The following is a 16,489-nucleotide window of genomic DNA, read 5'->3' as shown; positions in this document are numbered from 1 at the left end:
GAGGGCTTCTTGCGGGCCGCCGCCGGGGTGGGGCCGCCGGCGCCCAGCGCACCTCGGCGGCGGGTGCCACGACGCCGCCCTGTACGTTCTCGTCCGTGCCTGCCACCAGAACAGCCGCGTTGCTGCTCGCCTCCGCGACCATGCTGACCCTGTCGGCCACCGCTCCCGCGTTCGCGGACGGCAAGCCGGGCGACGACGACCAGCCGAAGCCGCCCGCTGCGATGTCGACCGTCGGCGGCGCCCTGCTCGGCAAACCGGGCACCCAGGCGCAGCTCAAGCCGGGCGCCCCGGTGCTGCCCAAGGACCTCACGGCACGCTCCTGGATCGTCTCGGACGCGGAGACCGGCGATGTCCTCGCCGCGCACAACGCGCACTGGCGGCTGCCTCCCGCGAGCACCCTCAAGATGCTCTTCGCCGACACGGTCCTGCCGAAGTTCCCCAAGTCGCAGCAGCACAAGGTCGCCCCCTCCGAACTGCAGGGCATCGGCGCGGGCAGCAGCATGGTCGGCATCAAGGAGAACGAGACGTACTCCGTCCACGACCTGTGGCTCGGCGTCTTCCTGAAGTCCGGCAACGACGCGGTGCACGTCCTGTCCGCGATGAACGACGGCGTCGCGAACACCGTCAAGGACATGCAGGAGCACGCCGAGGAGCTCCAGGCCCTGGACACGCACGTGGTCTCGCCGGACGGGTACGACGCCAAGGGGCAGGTGTCCTCGGCGTACGACCTGTCGCTGATCGCCCGCTCCGGGCTGCAGAAGAAGGACTTCCGGGAGTACTGCGCCACGGCCGTCGCCCAGTTCCCCGGCGAGACCAAGAAGATCAAGAAGGGCAAGGACAAGGGCCAGACGAAGCGCGGGTCCTTCGAGATCCAGAACACCAACAAGCTGCTCACCGGTGCCCTCGGCATCAGCCCCTACAAGGGCATCGCCGGTGTCAAGAACGGCTACACCTCGCACGCGGGGAACACGTTCACCGGGGTCGCCGAGCGCGACGGCAAGGTCCTCCTCGTCACCGTCATGAACCCCTCCTCCGGAGAGGCGCACGCGGTCTACAAGGAGACCGAGCGGCTGTTCGACTGGGGCTTCAAGGCGGCGGGGAAGGTCGACCCGGTGGGTGAGCTGGTCGCGCCGAAGGGTGCCACGGGCGCCGGCAAGGGCGCCCCGGGCGGCGACGGCAAGAACGGCGCCGCCGCGAACATGACGCACTCCTCCGACGGCGGATCGGGCGGCATGGGCACCGCGCTGGCGGTCACGGGCGGCGTGGTCGTGGTGCTCGCCGCGGGCGTCTTCCTCGTCAGGCGCCGGATGCCGCTGCCCGGTCAGGCCGGCCGCCGTCCGCGGCAGGACTGACGTCCTGAGCGTCCTGGCCGGCGTCGGGGCGGTCCGCCGCCCGTGACGCCTTCCGCGTCGCCGTCCAGGCGGCGCAGAACAGCAGCAGCTTCGCGGTGAAGTTGATCCACAGGAGCAGCGCGACGGGCACGCCGAAGGCGCCGTACATGCTCTTCGCGGCGACGCCCTTCATGTAGCCGCCGAGCAGCAGCTTCAGCAGCTCGAAGCCGGCCGCGCCGATCAGTCCCGCGGTGATCAGGTCGCGGCGGTGCGGCTGGACGCCGGGCAGCAGGGTGAGGACGTAGAGCAGCAGCAGGAAGTCGGCGAGGACGGCGATCGCGAAGGCGACCGCCTGGAGCAGGGCCGCGCCCCAGCCCGTCTCGGCGATGCCGAGGAGGTCGGCGGTCCAGCCGACGGCGGTCGAGGCGAGCGCGGAGGCGGTGAACGAGGCGAGGCCCGCGCCGCCGAGACCGATGAGCACCCCGGCGTCCTTGACCTTGCCCAGGACGGGGTTGCCCTCCTCGTCGTCCAGCTCCCAGACGCACCGCAGGCACTCCCTCATGGAGCCGACCCAGCCGATGCCGGTGAAGAGCAGCAGGGCGCCCGCGACGAGGCCGACGGTGCCCGCGTTGGCGACGAGGGTGTCCAGGTCCAGCTGGTCGGAGATGCCCGGGACCTGCTCGGCGAGCTTGTCCTCCAGCGTGTTCTGCTGCTTCTGGGAGAGCGTCGCCGCCGCGACCGCCGCGGCGACGGTGATCAGCGGGAAGAGCGCCAGGAAGCTGATGAAGGTCATCGCGGCCGCGAGGCGCGTCCAGTGGACATGGTCGAGCCGTTCGTACGCGCGCCACGCGTGCGTGCGCATCCCCTTCTCGACCAGCGGTCCGATCCCGGGCAGTTTCTTCAGCCAGTCCATGTCGCCTCCGTCGCCTCCCTGCCTGCCGTCCTGTCCGAAGACGTGCCCGCAGTCCGGCCCGACACGCGGAATACGAGGGTCCGGGTTCCCCAGAACCGTAGAACGGTGGCGAGAGCCATGCCGACCCCGGCGCCCGACACGGTGTCCGCGCGCTGCGAGGTGAGACCGAGCCCGTAGTGCGACACGGCGATGCACAGCAGCTGGACGAGGGCGCCGGCGACGTTGACGGCGAAGAACACCGCGTACTGGCGCAGCCGTGAGACCCCTGCCGCCTTGCGCCGGTAGGTGCCGAGCGCGTTGCCCGCGTACGCCACGGAGCAGCCCGCCACGAAGGAGAGCGACTTGGCGGTCAATGGGTCGAGCCCCACCGGCCCGCGCAGCCAGATGAAGAGGCCGAGGTCGACGGCGTACGCGCAGATCCCGGCGGCGGCGAAGCCGAGCAGTTCGGGGCCGAGCGACCGCAGACGCGCGCGTAGGGAAATCCAACTCACCAGTTCGCGACCGCGAGTCCGTACATGGCCAGCCACACCAGACCGATCACGGCGAGTGCCCTGTCGCGCAGGACGACGTCCTCGGGCTCGCCGGCGGTGCCCCGGTCGGCGAAGACGGCGTAGCGCAGGATCGCGAGGATGAAGGCCGTCATGGAGAGCTGGCGCCACGGCAGGAGGCTGCCGCTGGTCGTGCTGCCGCCCGCTTCCATGGCCCACAGGCAGTACGCGAGGACCGCGACCCCGGCGGCCAGCTGCCATACGAAGCGGAGGTAGCCGGTGGTGTATTCGGTGAGCAACGCGCGCGTGGCGCCCAGCTTCCCGGAACCGGCGGACATCTGGACGGCTTCGGAGTACCGCTTGGCGGAGACCATGAAGAGCGCGCCGAAGCCGGTGGTGATCAGGAACCAGCGGGAGAGCGGAATGTCGAGCGCGATGCCGCCGATCATGGCGCGCATCAGGAAGCCGGTCGTGACGATCGTGAGGTCGACGACGAGGACGTGCTTGAGGCTGACGCAGTAGGCGAGTTGCATGCAGACGTACGCGGCCAGGAGCGCGGCCGTGAGCGGCGTGCACAGGACCGCCGCGGCCGCGGGCGCGAGGACCGCGAGGAGGCCTCCCACGGCATAGGCGACGGGCACCGGCACCTGCCCGGCCGCCACCGGTCTGCGGCACTTGGTGGGGTGGGCGCGGTCGGCGTCCGCGTCGCGCGCGTCGTTGATCAGGTAGACGGCGGAGGCGGCGGCCGTGAACAGCGCGAAGACGAGCGCGAGTTGCACGGCGGCGTGGCGCGAGAACAGTTCGCCCGCCGCCGCGGGGGCGGCGACGACCAGGACGTTCTTCACCCACTGGCGCGGGCGCGCCGTCTTCAGGAGGCCGAGCGGCAGACCGATGGCGCCCGGACGTGACGACCGGGGCGGACGGGGCCGCTCCAGGACGGTGGAGATACGTTCAGGCATCGACGCGGCCCCCCATCATCCAGGCGGTTCCCGCGCGCGCGGTGAGCGCGCCGAGTGCCGCGCCCGCGGCGACGTCCGAGGGGTAGTGGACGCCGACGACCATCCGGGAGACGCACATCGCGGCGGCCAGCGGCGGCACGAGGCGGGCCCCGGCCGGGCGCAGCGCGCCGTACGCGACGGTGGCGGCGGCGGCCGAAGTGGCGTGCGAGCTGGGGAAGGAGTGCCGCCCCACGGTCCGTACGAGCGGTTCCGCGCTGCCGGGGCGCGGGCGGCGGACGATCCGCTTGACGCCCATGCTGGCCAGGTGGGCGGCGGCGGTCAGCGCGGTGCCGCGCAGCCAGGCGCCGCGCCGCTCGCGGTCGGCGGCGGCGCCCACGAGCCCCGCGGCGATCCACAGAGCGCCGTGTTCACCGCTCCAGGAGAGGGCGCGTGCGGCGGTCGCCACGCGCGGGTCGGTGCCGCAGTCGCGCAGGGCCGACAGCAACCTGTGGTCCATGTCGTACATGTGGCCTCTTTTTCGAAGACATTCGAAGACGTTCGACGTTCGAGAGCTGGGCACCTCGACCCGTCTAGCCAACCTGCCAACCTGCCAATAATTCCGGCAATGTTGAATGACACTCCCTCAATCACCCATTTCGGTGAGAGTACGGATGATTTATGCCTAACCGCCCTTCCAGGGGCGTTACGGTCTTTGCCATGCCTGTCGACACCCCCGCCCCGCCCCCGGCCGAAGCCGTGTCCGTCTCCGGCTGGGGCCGCACCGCCCCGACCACCGCCCTTCTGGTGCGGCCCCGCACCCCGGAGGAGGCCGCGGCAGCCGTGCGCGACTGCGGCGAGCGCGGCGGCATCGCCAGAGGCCTCGGCCGGGCGTACGGCGACGCGGCGCAGAACGCGGGCGGCGCCGTCTTCGACATGACGGGCATGGACCGGGTGCGCACCATCGACGCCGAGGCGGGCGTGGTCGTCTGCGACGCGGGCGTCTCCCTGCACCGCCTGATGGAAGTCCTGCTCCCCCTCGGCTGGTTCGTGCCGGTGACCCCCGGGACCCGCTATGTGACGGTCGGCGGGGCCATCGGCGCCGACATCCACGGCAAGAACCACCACGTCTCGGGGTCCTTCGCCCGCCATGTGCTCGCGATGGACCTGCTGACCGCGGACGGCACGGTCCGCACCGTCACCCCCGGCACCCCGCTGTTCGACGCCACGGCGGGCGGCATGGGCCTGACCGGCGTCATCCTGTCGGCGACGGTCCAACTGCAACCGGTCGAGACGTCCTTGATGAGCGTCGACACGGAACGCGCCACGGACCTCGACGACTTGATGGCCCGCCTGACCGCCACCGACCACCGCTATCGCTACTCCGTGGCCTGGATCGACCTCCTCGCGCGCGGGACGTCCATGGGCCGCTCGGTCCTGACCCGCGGTGACCACGCCCCCCTGGACGCGCTTCCGGCACGGGCACGCGCGCGTAGAGCCCCCCTCGCGTTCCGCCCCGGGCAGCTCCCCGCCCCGCCCTCCTTCGTGCCGGAGGGACTGCTCGGCAAGACCTCGGTGGGCCTCTTCAACGAGTTGTGGTACCGCAGAGCGCCCCGTTCACGCACCGGCGAACTCCAGAAGATCTCCACCTTCTTCCACCCTCTGGACGGCGTCCCGCACTGGAACCGCGTCTACGGCCGCAGCGGCTTCGTGCAGTACCAGTTCGTCGTCGGGTACGGCAAGGAAGAGGCCCTGCGCCGCGTCGTACGCCGCATCTCCGAGCGCGGCTGCCCGTCCTTCCTCGCCGTGCTGAAGCGCTTCGGAGAGGGCGATCCGGGCTGGCTGTCGTTCCCGATGCCCGGCTGGACGCTGGCCCTGGACATCCCGGCCAACCTGCCGGGGCTCAGCGCCTTCCTCGACGAACTCGACGAGGAGGTGGCCGCCGCCGACGGGCGCGTCTACCTCGCCAAGGACTCCCGGCTGCGGCCGGAGATGCTCGCCGCCATGTACCCGCGGCTCGCCGACTTCCGCGCGCTGCGGGCCGATCTCGATCCGCGCGGCGTGTTCCGCTCGGACCTCTCGCGCCGCCTCGCCCTCTAGGAGACCGGACCTCATGAAAGACGCCTTCGGCACCCCCCAGTCCCTGCTCGTCCTCGGCGGCACCTCCGAGATCGGACTCGCCACCGCCCGCCGCCTCGTCGCCCGCCGCACCCGCACGGTGTGGCTGGCCGGACGGCCCTCCCCCGCCCTGGAGGAGGCCGCCTCCGGGCTGCGCGACATGGGCGCGGACGTACGCACCGTCGCCTTCGACGCGCTCGACCCCGAGGCCCACGAGGAGAGCCTCGGCAAGATCTTCGCCGAGGGCGACATCGACATGGTGCTGCTCGCCTTCGGCATCCTCGGCGACCAGGCGCGCGACGAGGACGACCCCCTCGCCGCGGTCCGCGTCGCCCAGACCAACTACACCGGGGCGGTCTCCGCGGGCCTGGTCTGCGCGCGGGCGCTCCAGTCCCAGGGGCACGGCTCCCTGGTGGTGCTCTCCTCGGTCGCGGGCGAGCGGGCACGCCGTTCGAACTTCATCTACGGCTCCAGCAAGGCCGGCCTGGACGCCTTCTCCCAGGGCCTCGGCGACGCGCTGTACGGCACCGGGGTGCACGTGATGGTCGTCCGCCCCGGCTTCGTCCGCTCGAAGATGACGGCGGGCCTGGAGGAGGCCCCCATGGCGACCACTCCGGAGGCGGTGGCAGAGGCCATCGAGACCGGCCTGCGGCGCCGCTCGGAGACGGTGTGGGTGCCCGGAGCGCTGCGGGTGGTCATGTCGGCGCTGCGGCACGCGCCGCGGCAGGTGTTCCGGCGGCTGCCGCTCTGACGGCCCTGCCGCTTCAGGGCGCGGTGCCCGCGTCAGTGGGCGGGCAGCGTGCCCCGGGCGGCCGGGGAGGGGGCCTGCGGGGGCACCACCGGGCCGCCGCCGAAGGCGAAGTCGCGCAGCTTGCGCCAGACGCCGTCGGAGCCCTGCTCGTACAGAGCGAAGCCGGTGCAGGACCACTCGGCCTCGTACTCGGAGAGCTCCTCGTACGCCCGGTCCATGGCCTCTTCGGAGATGCCGTGCGCCACCGTGACGTGCGGGTGGTAGGGGAACTGCAGTTCGCGCGCCATCGGGCCCGACGCGTCCCGCACCTGCTCCTGCAGCCACGAGCAGGCCGCCGCGCCGGACACCACCTGTACGAAGACGACCGGGGACAGCGGGCGGAAGGTGCCCGTCCCCGACAGGCGCATCGGGAACGAACGGCCGGCCGCCGCGACCGAGAGCAGATGCGCCTCGACCGCGGGCAGCGCGGAGGCCGCCACCTCGGTGGGGGGCAGCAGGGTCACGTGGGTGGGGATGCCGTGCGCCGCGGGGTCCCCGAAGCCCGCACGGCGCTCCTGGAGCAGGCTGCCGTGTGGCTCCGGGACCGCGATCGAGACGCCGATCGTTACGGTCCCCACGTCGTACTCCTGTCGTCGTGTCGATGGGCAGGGTGCGCAGCCTGCCGGGCAGCGCGGTGTGCTGGTCGTGCTGGTCGTACTCGTCGTGCTCGGTTCGGTGAAGCTCAGTGCTTGGCGGGCAGGAAGCCCACCTTCTCGTACGCCTGCGCGAGGGTCTCGGCGGCGACGGCACGCGCCTTCTCCGCGCCCTTGGCCAGGATCGAGTCGAGCGTCTCCGGGTCGTCCAGGTACTGCTGGGTGCGGTCCCGGAACGGGGTCACGAACTCGACCATGACCTCGGCGAGGTCGGTCTTCAGCGCACCGTAGCCCTTGCCGGTGTATTTCTGCTCCAGTTCCGCGATACCGGTGCCGGTGAGCGTGGAGTAGATGCTGAGGAGGTTGCTGACGCCGGGCTTCTCGGCCACGTCGTAGCGGATGACCGTGTCCGTGTCGGTGACGGCGCTCCTGACCTTCTTGGCGGTCGTCTTCGGCTCGTCGAGGAGGTTGATGAGCCCCTTCGGTGTGGACGCCGACTTGCTCATCTTGATCGACGGGTCCTGAAGGTCGTAGATCTTCGCCGTCTCCTTGAGGATGTACGCCGACGGCACCGTGAACGTCTCCCCGAAGCGGCCGTTGAAACGCTCGGCGAGGTCACGGGTGAGCTCGATGTGCTGGCGCTGGTCCTCGCCGACCGGGACCTCGTGGGCCTGGTACAGCAGGATGTCCGCGACCTGGAGGACGGGGTACGTGAACAGGCCGACCGAGGCGCGGTCGGCACCCTGCTTGGCGGACTTGTCCTTGAACTGCGTCATGCGCGAGGCCTCGCCGAAGCCGGTGAGGCAGTTCATGACCCAGGCCAGCTGGGCGTGCTCCGGCACGTGGCTCTGGACGAAGAGCGTGCAGCGCTCCGGGTCGAGACCCGCGGCGAGCAGCTGGGCGGCGGCGAGCCGGGTGTTGGCGCGCAGCTCGGCGGGGTCCTGCGGGACGGTGATCGCGTGCAGGTCGACCACCATGTAGAAGGCGTCGTGGGTCTCCTGCAACGCCACCCACTGGCGGACGGCGCCGAGGTAGTTGCCGAGGTGGAACGATCCGGCGGTGGGCTGGATACCGGAGAGCACACGAGGTCGTTCAGAGGCCATGGGGCCCATTCTCTCAGGTGACGCTCCCAGCTCGGAAACAGGCTGGGGACGGGTGGGAGCCGATCACACCCGTCCGGTGTACCAAGAGTGTGGCCAGCACTTTCACCGGCAGCGCGCTCAGGGCGGTGACGGCACTCGGCGCGGGACCGGCCGCGGAGGCGCCTTCGGGGGGCTCGGTGGTCAAGCCGTGGCTGCTGGCGATCGTGGCCGATGAGACGAGGAACACAGTGCGTTCGGCCGTCCGGCAGATCACCGCTTGGCCGTCACCTGGCACAGGGCCGAGGACCCGGCCGCGCCGCGCTGGCTGGGCAGCGGGTCCGGGCCCCTGGCAGGAGGTCGTGGGCGTCCAGGAGGTCTCCTGGCGCCGTGAGTGCGGGGGGGGGCGTCAGTCCGTCGGCAGGCCGGGAGCCGGGTGGGCGGACATCAGGTCGGCGACCTCGGCCCTGATCTTCGCCAGGGCGGCCTCGTCACCGGTGCCCGCGGCGGAGACACCCCGGTCGATCCAGTCGGCGACGGTCGCCATGTGCTCGGTGCCCAGGCCGCGGGAGGTGAGGGACGGGGTGCCGATGCGGACGCCCGAGGGGTCGAACGGCTTCCGCGGGTCGAACGGCACGGTGTTGTAGTTCACGACGATCCCGGCCCGGTCGAGGGCCTTGGCGGCGACCTTGCCCGGGACGTCCTTGGGGGTGAGGTCCATCAGGATCAGGTGGTTGTCGGTGCCGCCGGAGACGAGGTCGAAGCCGCGGGCGAGCAGGGCCTCGGCGAGGGCCTTGGCGTTGTCGACGACCGCGTGGGCGTAGTCGCGGAAGGAGGGCCGGGACGCCTCGTGGAGGGCGACCGCGATGGCCGCGGTGGTCTGGTTGTGCGGGCCGCCCTGGAGGCCGGGGAAGACCGCCTTGTCGATGGCCTTGGCGTGCTCCTCGCGGGACATGAGCATGGCGCCGCGCGGGCCGCGCAGGGTCTTGTGGGTGGTCGTCGAGATGACGTCGGCGTGCGGCACCGGTGACGGGTGGGCGCCGCCCGCGATGAGGCCGGCGATGTGCGCGATGTCGGCGACCAGGACGGACCCGGCCTCGCGGGCGATCTCGGCGAAGGCCGCGAAGTCGATGGTGCGGGGCAGGGCGGTGCCGCCGCAGAAGATCAGCTTGGGACGTTCCTTCAGGGCGAGGTCGCGGACCTCGTCGAGGTCGACGAGCCCGGTGTCCTGGCGTACGCCGTACTGCACGCCGCGGAACCACTTGCCGGTGGCGGAGACGCCCCAGCCGTGGGTCAGGTGGCCACCCATGGGCAGGGCCATGCCCATCACGGTGTCGCCGGGCTCGGCGAAGGCGAGGTAGACGGCGAGGTTGGCCGGGGAGCCGGAGTAGGGCTGGACGTTGGCGTGCTCCACGCCGAAGACGGCCTTGGCGCGGGCGACGGCCAACAGCTCCACGGGGTCGATGTTCTGCTGGCCCTCGTAGTAGCGGCGGCCCGGGTAGCCCTCGCTGTACTTGTTCTGCAGGACGGTGCCGGAGGCTTCGAGAACGGCGGACGAGACGTAGTTCTCGCTGGGGATGAGCCGCAGCGTGTCGGCCTGGAGCTGCTCCTCGGCGTCGACGAGGGCGGCGAGTTCCGGGTCCTCGGCGGCCAGGGCGGGGTGGTGCTGGGCGGAAGAGGAAGGGGGAGTCATGGCGTCCTCCGGGGCGAGCGGTGAGTGTCCGGTCGTGGTCCCGGGGTGCCCAGGCGGGCGGCACCTCGAAGGTTCTGCCGCGCACGGCTTCCTCGGGGTTCATTCCCCGTGCGCCAGTCGCCGTGCTGTTGGAACCACCATAACGGGCACGCCATTGCGGAAGGTTTCCCCGTCCGCGATGCGAGCGACGATAGAGACGGTAGAAACGACAGGAGCCGGTACTCGGCCCGGCCGCAGTACCCGCACCGCCCGGCAGTACGCGCAGCACCCGGGAGAACACGCACCACTCGGTAGACCATTGGACCAACCGGCCGCCATCATCGCGCCACGCCGCAGGACGAACGGAGACCCCGTGTCGACTATGCCAACCCCCTTCGCGTCATCTGTGCCCGCTGCGTCACCTGCGTCGTCACCGTCGTCGGGGGCGGTCGGCGGTCCGGCCACCGAGAAGTTCATCGCGTCGGCCGAGGCGCACAGCGCGCACAACTACCATCCGCTGCCCATCGTGGTCGCCTCGGCCGAGGGCGCGTGGATGACCGATGTCGAGGGGCGCCGCTACCTCGACATGCTCGCCGGGTACTCCGCACTCAACTTCGGGCACTGCAACCGCCGCCTGATCGAGGCGGCCAAGGCGCAGCTGGAGCGCGTGACGCTGACGTCGCGGGCCTTCCACCACGACCGTTTCGCCGAGTTCTGTACGCGCCTGGCCGAGCTGTGCGGCAAGGAGATGGTGCTGCCGATGAACACGGGCGCGGAGGCCGTGGAGACGGCCGTGAAGACCGCGCGGAAGTGGGGGTACCAGGTCAAGGGCGTGCCGGACGGGCGGGCCAAGATCGTCGTCGCGGCCGGGAACTTCCACGGCCGGACGACGACCATCGTCAGCTTCTCCACGGACGAGGAGGCCCGGGCGGACTTCGGTCCGTACACGCCGGGGTTCGAGATCGTGCCGTACGGCGACCTGGCGGCGCTGCGGGCCGCGGTCACCGACGAGACGGTGGCGGTACTGCTGGAGCCGATCCAGGGCGAGGCAGGGGTGCTGGTGCCGCCTCCCGGCTACCTGGCGGGGGTCAGGGAGCTGACCCGTGAGCGCCGGGTGCTCTTCATCGCGGACGAGATCCAGTCGGGGCTCGGCCGGACGGGGCGGACGTTCGCGTGCGAGCACGAGGGCGTGGTGCCGGACGTGTACCTGCTGGGCAAGGCGCTCGGGGGCGGGGTCGTGCCGGTGTCGGCGGTGGTCGCGGACGCCGATGTCCTCGGGGTGTTCAAGCCGGGAGAGCACGGGTCGACGTTCGGCGGCAACCCCCTCGCCTGTGCCGTGGGTCTCGAGGTGGTCGACATGCTCTCGACGGGTGAGTTCCAGGAGCGGGCCACGGAGCTGGGCGATCACCTGCACGCCGAACTGGGCCTGCTGACCGGGAGCGGCAAGGTGACGGAGGTGCGCGGGCGCGGGCTGTGGGCGGGCGTCGACATCGCCCCGGCGCACGGCACGGGCCGGGAGGTGTCCGAGAAGCTGATGGAGCGCGGGGTGCTGGTCAAGGACACGCACGGCGCGACGATCCGTATCGCTCCCCCACTGGTGATCAGCAAGGAGGACCTGGACTGGGGGCTGGATCAGCTGCGGGCGGTGCTGAGCTAGGGGGCGGCTACGGGGCTCGGGTTGCCGCTGCTGGGCTGGGGTGCCGCCCGGCTGTGGCTGAGGGCTGGGGCGGCCCCCGAGCTCGGGTTGCCGCCCGGCTACGGGTGACGCCGGCCTGCGGGCCCGGCCTTCCGCCAGCCGGCGCTCGGGTCCCGCGCCAACCCCGGGCGGGACCGGTGGTGCGCCGAGGCGGGTCCGTTGGTCCGTGCCGGGGATCGCCTCCGGGGCCCGGTGACGGGCCCGCGTGGTGTGGCCTCAGGCGTTGCCTCGCTTGCGGGCCACCCCGGCGAACATTGCTACTTCGTCCGGGGCCTGGGTCTCGGATGGGTTTGGGCGCCAGCGGTTGCAGGAGACCACGCCTGGTTCGAGGAGGTCCAGGCCGTCGAAGAAGCGGGCGACCTGGGACGGGGTGCGCTGGGTGAGCTTCGGGGTTCCGTGTTCGTTCCAGAAGGCCACCGCCGCGTCCACGTCGGGCATCGCCGGGCTGGTGACGGTGTGGCTGAGCACCAGGTGGCTGCCGGGCGGCAGGCCGTCGAGGAGGCGCCGCACTATGTCATACGCCTCGGTGTCGTCGTCGATGAAGATGACGACGCCGAGCAGCATCAGGGCGATCGGCTCGCGGAAGTCGAGGGTACGGGCGGCGTGTTCGAGGATGGCGTCGACGTCGCGCATGTCCGCGTCGAGGTAGTCGGTGCGGCCCTCGGGAGCGCTGGTGAGCAGGGCGCGGGCGTGGGCGAGCACCAGCGGGTCGTTGTCGACGTAGACGATGCGGGATTCGGGGGCGAGGGCCTGGGCCACCTCGTGGGTGTTGTCGGCGGTGGGCAGGCCGGTGCCGATGTCGAGGAACTGCCGGATGCCTTCGTCCGCCACCAGGTGACGGACGGCGCGGCCCAGGAAGAGGCGGTCGGCGCGAGCGTATTCGCCGATGCCGGGGTGGAGTTCGCGGATGCGGTCGCCCGCCTCCTGGTCCACCTCGTAGTTGTCCTTGCCGCCGAGCCAGTAGTTCCAGATACGGGCCGTGTGGGGCCGGGAGGTGTCGACCCTGCTGTTCCCCGACGTCGGGGCGGAGGTGGAGGTCGAGGTGGACACAGATGTGGGCTCAGGCACGGGCACGGTGGGGCTCCTGGGGTGGGGGCGGCACGGCGCACGCGAAGGCGCGTAGGGCAAGAGGCAGCTTAGCGGCGGGAGTTGGCGCGGTGGGTTCAGAGAATCACATGGGGGAGGAAACGCGCGTACTCGTCCGTGATCAGGCCGCTGGACTCCCGGATGCCGAGGCCCGCCGCCTCGTTCTCCACGACCCAGGCGCCGAGGACGACACGGTTGCCGTCGAAGTCGGGGAGAGGAGCCAACTCCTGGTAACAGCACGGCTCTTCGCGCGGGGCGGCGGTGGTGCCCGGCTCGTGGACCGTGACGCCGGCGCCCTCGCGGCCGAGGAGGGGTTTGGCGACGTAGCCACGCGTGGTGGCCAGTTCGCGGGGGCCGTCCAGGTAGGCGGGGAGCAGGTTGGGGTGGCCGGGGTACAGGTCCCAGAGGATGGCGAGGAGCGCCTTGTTGGAGAGGAGCATTTTCCAGGCGGGTTCGATCCACAGGGTGGAGCCGGTGCCGCCGCCGTTGTCGAGGGTCTCCAGGACGTGCGGCGCGAAGCGGTCCGTGGTCAGCCACTCCCACGGGTAGAGCTTGAAGCAGGAGCGCATGAAGCGGAGCTTCTTGTCGACGAAGCGGCGCGAGAGGCGGTCCCAGCCGATGTCCTCCATGGAGATGGAGGCGGTGGCGAGGCCGGCCTGTTGCGCCGTCTCGCGCAGGTAGGCGACGGTCATCAGGTCCTCGCCGAGTTCGTCGGCGGCGGAGTGCGCGAAGTAGAGGGGGCTGCCGGGCGGCAGCAGGGCGGCCTGGTTCCGCCAGGCGTCGACGAGGCGTTCGTGGAGGGAGTTCCACTGGTCGGCGCCGGGGAAGCGCTCCTCCATCCAGAACCACTGGGGGCTCGCGGCCTCGAGGAGGGAGGTGGGGGTGTCGGCGTTGTACTCCAGCATCTTGGCGGGGCCCGTGCCGTCGTAGCGAAGGTCGAAGCGGCCGTAGAGGGAGGGGAGTTCGGCGCGGCGGTGCCAGGCCTCGGTGACGGCGTCGGCCACGCTCGGGTCCGTGATGCCGAGGTCGGCGAGGCGGTCGTGGTCGACGATGTGCGCGGCGGCGGCCAGGCACATCGCGTGGAGTTCCTCGACGACCTCCTCCAGCGCCTCGACCTCGGGGAGGGAGAAGACGTAGTAGGCGCTCTCGTCCCAGTAGGGGCGCAGGGTGTCGTCGGGGTAGCGGGTGAGGGGGTAGATGAGGCCCTGGTCCTCGACGGTCTGCTGCCAGCCGGGGCGGGGTTCGATGGTGCGGCGTTCCATGGTGTGCGTTTCGCGGTGTGGGGGTCCCTGCCGGTCAGCCGCCGCTGCGGCCGCTGCCGCCGCTTCCGCCGCCGTCGCCCGAGCAGCCGAAGCCGTCGCGGTCCACGGCCTCGCTGCGGCTGAAGGTGCCGTCGTCGGCGTAGCGGCCGTCGACCTCGGCGTCGTAGTACCAGGCGGGGTCGGTGCGGCCCGAGGTTTTTCCGGTGCCCCGCGAACCGGTGCCGTAGGAGCCCGTGCCGTAGGAGCCGGTGCCCTTGCCGCCCGCCTTGCGGCCCTTGCCCGTGGAGGAGCCGGTGGTCGACTTGCAGTACTTGTCGCTGACGATCTTGTAACCGAGGAAGCCTTCGTAACTGTCGCGGTCCACGCAGCGCCGGTCCGGTTCCGAGCCGCAGGAGGTCAGGGCCGCCGCGAGGACGCCCATGCCGCCGAGCGCGACCGTGCTGGAGCGCAGGCGCCGCGGCTTCCGCTGCCGGTCGGCCGGTTCCTGTTCGGTCGCCGTACGCTGCTGGGTCATCCGCTCTGCCACTCCCCCGTGAACATTTGTGCGTGCGATCGATGGTCAGCGTAGTGGCCGGTGCCTCAGCGGACTCTTTGGCCTCCCTTGACTCACTGTCCTCTACAGTCACTTCGTGTCTCTTGGGATGATTTGCGCGCTCGGTTCAGCGGTCTGCTTCGGCACGGCCTCGGTTCTCCAGGCGGTCGCCGCGCGCGCCACCGCGCCGGGCACCGGCTCCGGTGTCGATCCGGCGCTGCTGCTCCGGGCCCTGCGTCAGTGGCGCTATCTCGCGGGGCTCGCCTTCGACGGGCTGGGCTTCCTGTTGCAGGTCGTGGCGTTGCGCTCCCTCCCCATCTACGCCGTGGGGGCGGCGCTCGCCGCGAGCCTCGCCGTCACCGCCGTGGTCGCCGCCCGGCTGCTGCGGGTGCGGCTCAGCGGCGTCGAGTGGGGTGCCGTGGCCGTTGTCTGCGCGGGGCTCGCGATGCTGGGGCTCGCCTCGGGCGACGAAGGGCACCGCGGCGGGTCCACGGCCCTGCGGTTCGTGATGCTGGGCGTCGCGGTGGCCGTGCTGGGGCTCGGGGCGGTGGCCGGCCGGCTGCCGGGCCGCGCGAGGGCGCTGGCGCTGGGCCTCGGCGCGGGGTGCGGGTTCGGGGTGGTCGAGGTGACCGTACGACTCGTCGACTCGGTCACGCCGAAGGCGCTGCTGGCGAATCCGGCGGCGTACGCGCTGCTTGTGGGTGGAGGGGCGGCGTTTCTGCTGCTGACCTCGGCGCTGCAGCGGGGGTCGGTGACGGTCGCCACCGCGGGGATGGTGATCGGGGAGACGATCGGGCCCGCGGTGGTGGGGGTGGTGTGGCTGGGTGACCGGACTCGGGAGGGGCTGGGGTGGCTGGCGGTGTTGGGGTTTGTGGTGGCGGTCTCGGGGGCGTTGGCGTTGGCGCGGTTTGGGGAGGCGCCGGTTGCAGTGGCGGGGGCCGGGGAGCGGGTGGAGGTGCGGGGTGTTCGTCGGCTGCGGGTGCGTCGGGGTTGAGCGCGCCGTTCCCCGCGCCCCTGAAGGGGCGCTCCTCTCCGCACGGCCGAGGATGTTCCGCCCTCACTTCCCCAGCAGTTCGAACAGGCTGGAGAAGCCCTGGGCGCCGTGGCCGGTGGCGATGCGGTGGTCCATCAGGGTCTTGACCTCCCGCATGCGGCCCGCCTCCACGCCCACGGACTCGCGGTGGCTGATCAGGTCGTCCATCAGTGCGGCCTGGACGTCGAGTGAGCCGAGGTCGGGGCCGTACTCGCCGCTCTTGACCGCCTGGGCCATGGACGTCAGCAGGGGCGGGTAGGCGGCGACCGACGCCGCGAGGCGGTCGGTGAACGCGGCCACGTCGACGCCCTCCCGCTGGACCAGTTTGAGCGTGTGCAGGAAGCCGAGGAGCAGGTCGAAGCCCATCCCGACCTGGGCCATGAACTCCACGGCGGCCGCGCCGGCGTCCTCGCCGTGGTACGCGATGCCGCCCAGGACCTGAAGCGTCGGCTCGTGGGCCTCGTAGGCGGCGCGGGAGCCGCTGAACGGGAAGACGACGTGCGGCTTGCCCACGTCCGGCGGGTCGCCCATGACCTTGCCGTCGATGTACTGGGCGCCGCGCTCGACCGCCCAGCGCTCGTGCGCCCGCGCCTGGGCGGGAGAGCCGCTCGTGACGTTCACCAGGACCTTGCCCGCGACCGCCGTGTCCACGGAGGCCAGCACCTCGTCGACCGCCGCGCCGTCGAGCAGGCAGACCACGACGAGCGGGCTCGCCGCCACCGCTTCCGCCGCCGTCGCCGCGGCCGTGGCCCCGGCGTCGGCCAGGGGTGCGGCCTTGGCGGCGGTCCGGTTCCAGACCGTGGTGCGGAAGCCGCGCTCCAGGAAGGTCCTGGCGATCGCTGACCCCATGTCGCCGAGCCCGAGCACGGTGACCTGCCCCGCACCTTCCGCCGCTGACATGGACGTCGCCTTCGTCATGGTGTCCCCCTGCTCCGACATGCTGTCCCCCTTCTCCGGCGGC

Annotated in this window: 16 protein-coding genes, 1 pseudogene and 1 riboswitch; of the genes and pseudogenes, 6 read left to right on the top strand and 11 right to left on the bottom strand. The window is 71.8% G+C overall.

Annotated elements, in window-relative coordinates:
• Window positions 1-95: 95 nt before the first annotated feature.
• Window positions 96-1,352 (top strand): D-alanyl-D-alanine carboxypeptidase family protein, encoded by a 1,257-nt coding sequence (locus J2N69_RS22760; protein ID WP_408056773.1) that lies wholly within the window; start codon window positions 96-98, stop codon window positions 1,350-1,352.
• On the opposite strand, the gene J2N69_RS22755 is transcribed toward J2N69_RS22760, so the two are convergent.
• The 4 genes from J2N69_RS22755 to J2N69_RS22740 are packed head-to-tail and all read right to left on the bottom strand — an operon-like array spanning window position 1,297 to window position 4,196.
• On the bottom strand, window positions 1,297-2,244 hold the full coding sequence (locus J2N69_RS22755; protein WP_230902393.1) for a YihY/virulence factor BrkB family protein: 948 nt from the start codon (window positions 2,242-2,244) through the stop codon (window positions 1,297-1,299). The two genes, J2N69_RS22760 and J2N69_RS22755, sit on opposite strands and share 56 nt — an antisense overlap.
• On the bottom strand, window positions 2,232-2,735 hold the full coding sequence (locus J2N69_RS22750) for a GtrA family protein (RefSeq protein WP_230902392.1): 504 nt from the start codon (window positions 2,733-2,735) through the stop codon (window positions 2,232-2,234). Before J2N69_RS22750 ends, J2N69_RS22755 begins: the two co-directional genes overlap by 13 nt.
• Window positions 2,732-3,691, bottom strand: coding sequence for a decaprenyl-phosphate phosphoribosyltransferase (locus J2N69_RS22745; protein ID WP_230902391.1), 960 nt, complete (start codon window positions 3,689-3,691; stop codon window positions 2,732-2,734). The genes J2N69_RS22750 and J2N69_RS22745 overlap by 4 nt, the downstream gene beginning before the upstream one ends.
• A complete protein-coding gene (locus tag J2N69_RS22740) occupies window positions 3,684-4,196 on the bottom strand; it encodes a phosphatase PAP2 family protein (protein ID WP_230902390.1) in 513 nt (170 codons plus the stop codon). The genes J2N69_RS22745 and J2N69_RS22740 overlap by 8 nt, the downstream gene beginning before the upstream one ends.
• Before the next feature lie 191 nt (window positions 4,197-4,387).
• Here J2N69_RS22740 and J2N69_RS22735 point away from each other — a divergent pair, with 191 nt between their 5' ends.
• Window positions 4,388-5,767 carry an FAD-binding oxidoreductase gene (locus J2N69_RS22735; protein ID WP_230902389.1) on the top strand — a complete coding sequence of 460 codons (1,380 nt, stop codon included), beginning with the start codon at window positions 4,388-4,390 and terminating at the stop codon, window positions 5,765-5,767.
• Window positions 5,768-5,780: 13 nt separating this feature from the next.
• Entirely contained in the window at window positions 5,781-6,536 is a 756-nt protein-coding gene (locus J2N69_RS22730) for a decaprenylphospho-beta-D-erythro-pentofuranosid-2-ulose 2-reductase (protein ID WP_230902388.1), read from the top strand.
• A 32-nt stretch (window positions 6,537-6,568) separates the two neighbouring features.
• On the opposite strand, the gene J2N69_RS22725 is transcribed toward J2N69_RS22730, so the two are convergent.
• Entirely contained in the window at window positions 6,569-7,153 is a 585-nt protein-coding gene (locus tag J2N69_RS22725) for a 2'-5' RNA ligase family protein (protein WP_230902387.1), read from the bottom strand.
• Between the two features lie 104 nt (window positions 7,154-7,257).
• A complete protein-coding gene (trpS, locus tag J2N69_RS22720; protein ID WP_230902386.1) occupies window positions 7,258-8,271 on the bottom strand; it encodes a tryptophan--tRNA ligase in 1,014 nt (337 codons plus the stop codon).
• 62 nt (window positions 8,272-8,333) lie between these two features.
• Here trpS and J2N69_RS22715 point away from each other — a divergent pair.
• A pseudogene (locus tag J2N69_RS22715) lies at window positions 8,334-8,525 on the top strand (hypothetical protein); the annotation flags it as partial.
• Window positions 8,526-8,656: 131 nt separating this feature from the next.
• Here the strand turns inward: J2N69_RS22715 and J2N69_RS22710 are convergent.
• The gene (locus J2N69_RS22710; protein WP_230902385.1) at window positions 8,657-9,940 is read right to left on the bottom strand and encodes a serine hydroxymethyltransferase; all 1,284 of its coding nucleotides are present in this window, start codon (window positions 9,938-9,940) and stop codon (window positions 8,657-8,659) included.
• A 40-nt stretch (window positions 9,941-9,980) separates the two neighbouring features.
• Window positions 9,981-10,071, bottom strand: a riboswitch (ZMP/ZTP riboswitch).
• Window positions 10,072-10,301: 230 nt separating this feature from the next.
• Here J2N69_RS22710 and rocD point away from each other — a divergent pair.
• Complete coding sequence (gene rocD, locus J2N69_RS22705) at window positions 10,302-11,576, top strand: ornithine--oxo-acid transaminase (RefSeq protein WP_408056907.1); 1,275 nt, start codon at window positions 10,302-10,304, stop codon at window positions 11,574-11,576.
• A gap of 255 nt (window positions 11,577-11,831) precedes the next feature.
• On the opposite strand, the gene J2N69_RS22700 is transcribed toward rocD, so the two are convergent.
• The 3 genes from J2N69_RS22700 to J2N69_RS22690 form a co-directional block, all read right to left on the bottom strand.
• Window positions 11,832-12,665, bottom strand: a complete 834-nt coding sequence (locus J2N69_RS22700; RefSeq protein WP_230902383.1) for an SAM-dependent methyltransferase — start codon at window positions 12,663-12,665, stop codon at window positions 11,832-11,834.
• A gap of 113 nt (window positions 12,666-12,778) precedes the next feature.
• Window positions 12,779-13,963: a glutathionylspermidine synthase family protein gene (locus J2N69_RS22695; RefSeq protein WP_230902382.1), complete on the bottom strand. Its 1,185-nt coding sequence runs from the start codon at window positions 13,961-13,963 to the stop codon at window positions 12,779-12,781.
• 34 nt (window positions 13,964-13,997) lie between these two features.
• The gene (locus tag J2N69_RS22690) at window positions 13,998-14,477 is read right to left on the bottom strand and encodes a hypothetical protein (protein ID WP_230902381.1); all 480 of its coding nucleotides are present in this window, start codon (window positions 14,475-14,477) and stop codon (window positions 13,998-14,000) included.
• A 127-nt stretch (window positions 14,478-14,604) separates the two neighbouring features.
• Between J2N69_RS22690 and J2N69_RS22685 the strand changes: the two genes are divergently transcribed.
• Entirely contained in the window at window positions 14,605-15,489 is an 885-nt protein-coding gene (locus tag J2N69_RS22685) for a DMT family protein (protein WP_230904823.1), read from the top strand.
• Window positions 15,490-15,552: 63 nt separating this feature from the next.
• Here J2N69_RS22685 and J2N69_RS22680 read toward each other — a convergent pair whose 3' ends face one another.
• Window positions 15,553-16,467, bottom strand: coding sequence for an NAD(P)-dependent oxidoreductase (locus tag J2N69_RS22680; protein ID WP_230902380.1), 915 nt, complete (start codon window positions 16,465-16,467; stop codon window positions 15,553-15,555).
• Window positions 16,468-16,489 lie beyond the last annotated feature (22 nt).

This window comes from Streptomyces huasconensis (assembly GCF_021028635.1).
GTDB lineage: Bacteria > Actinomycetota > Actinomycetes > Streptomycetales > Streptomycetaceae > Streptomyces > Streptomyces huasconensis.
This window is presented reverse-complemented; position numbering and strand designations above follow the sequence as displayed.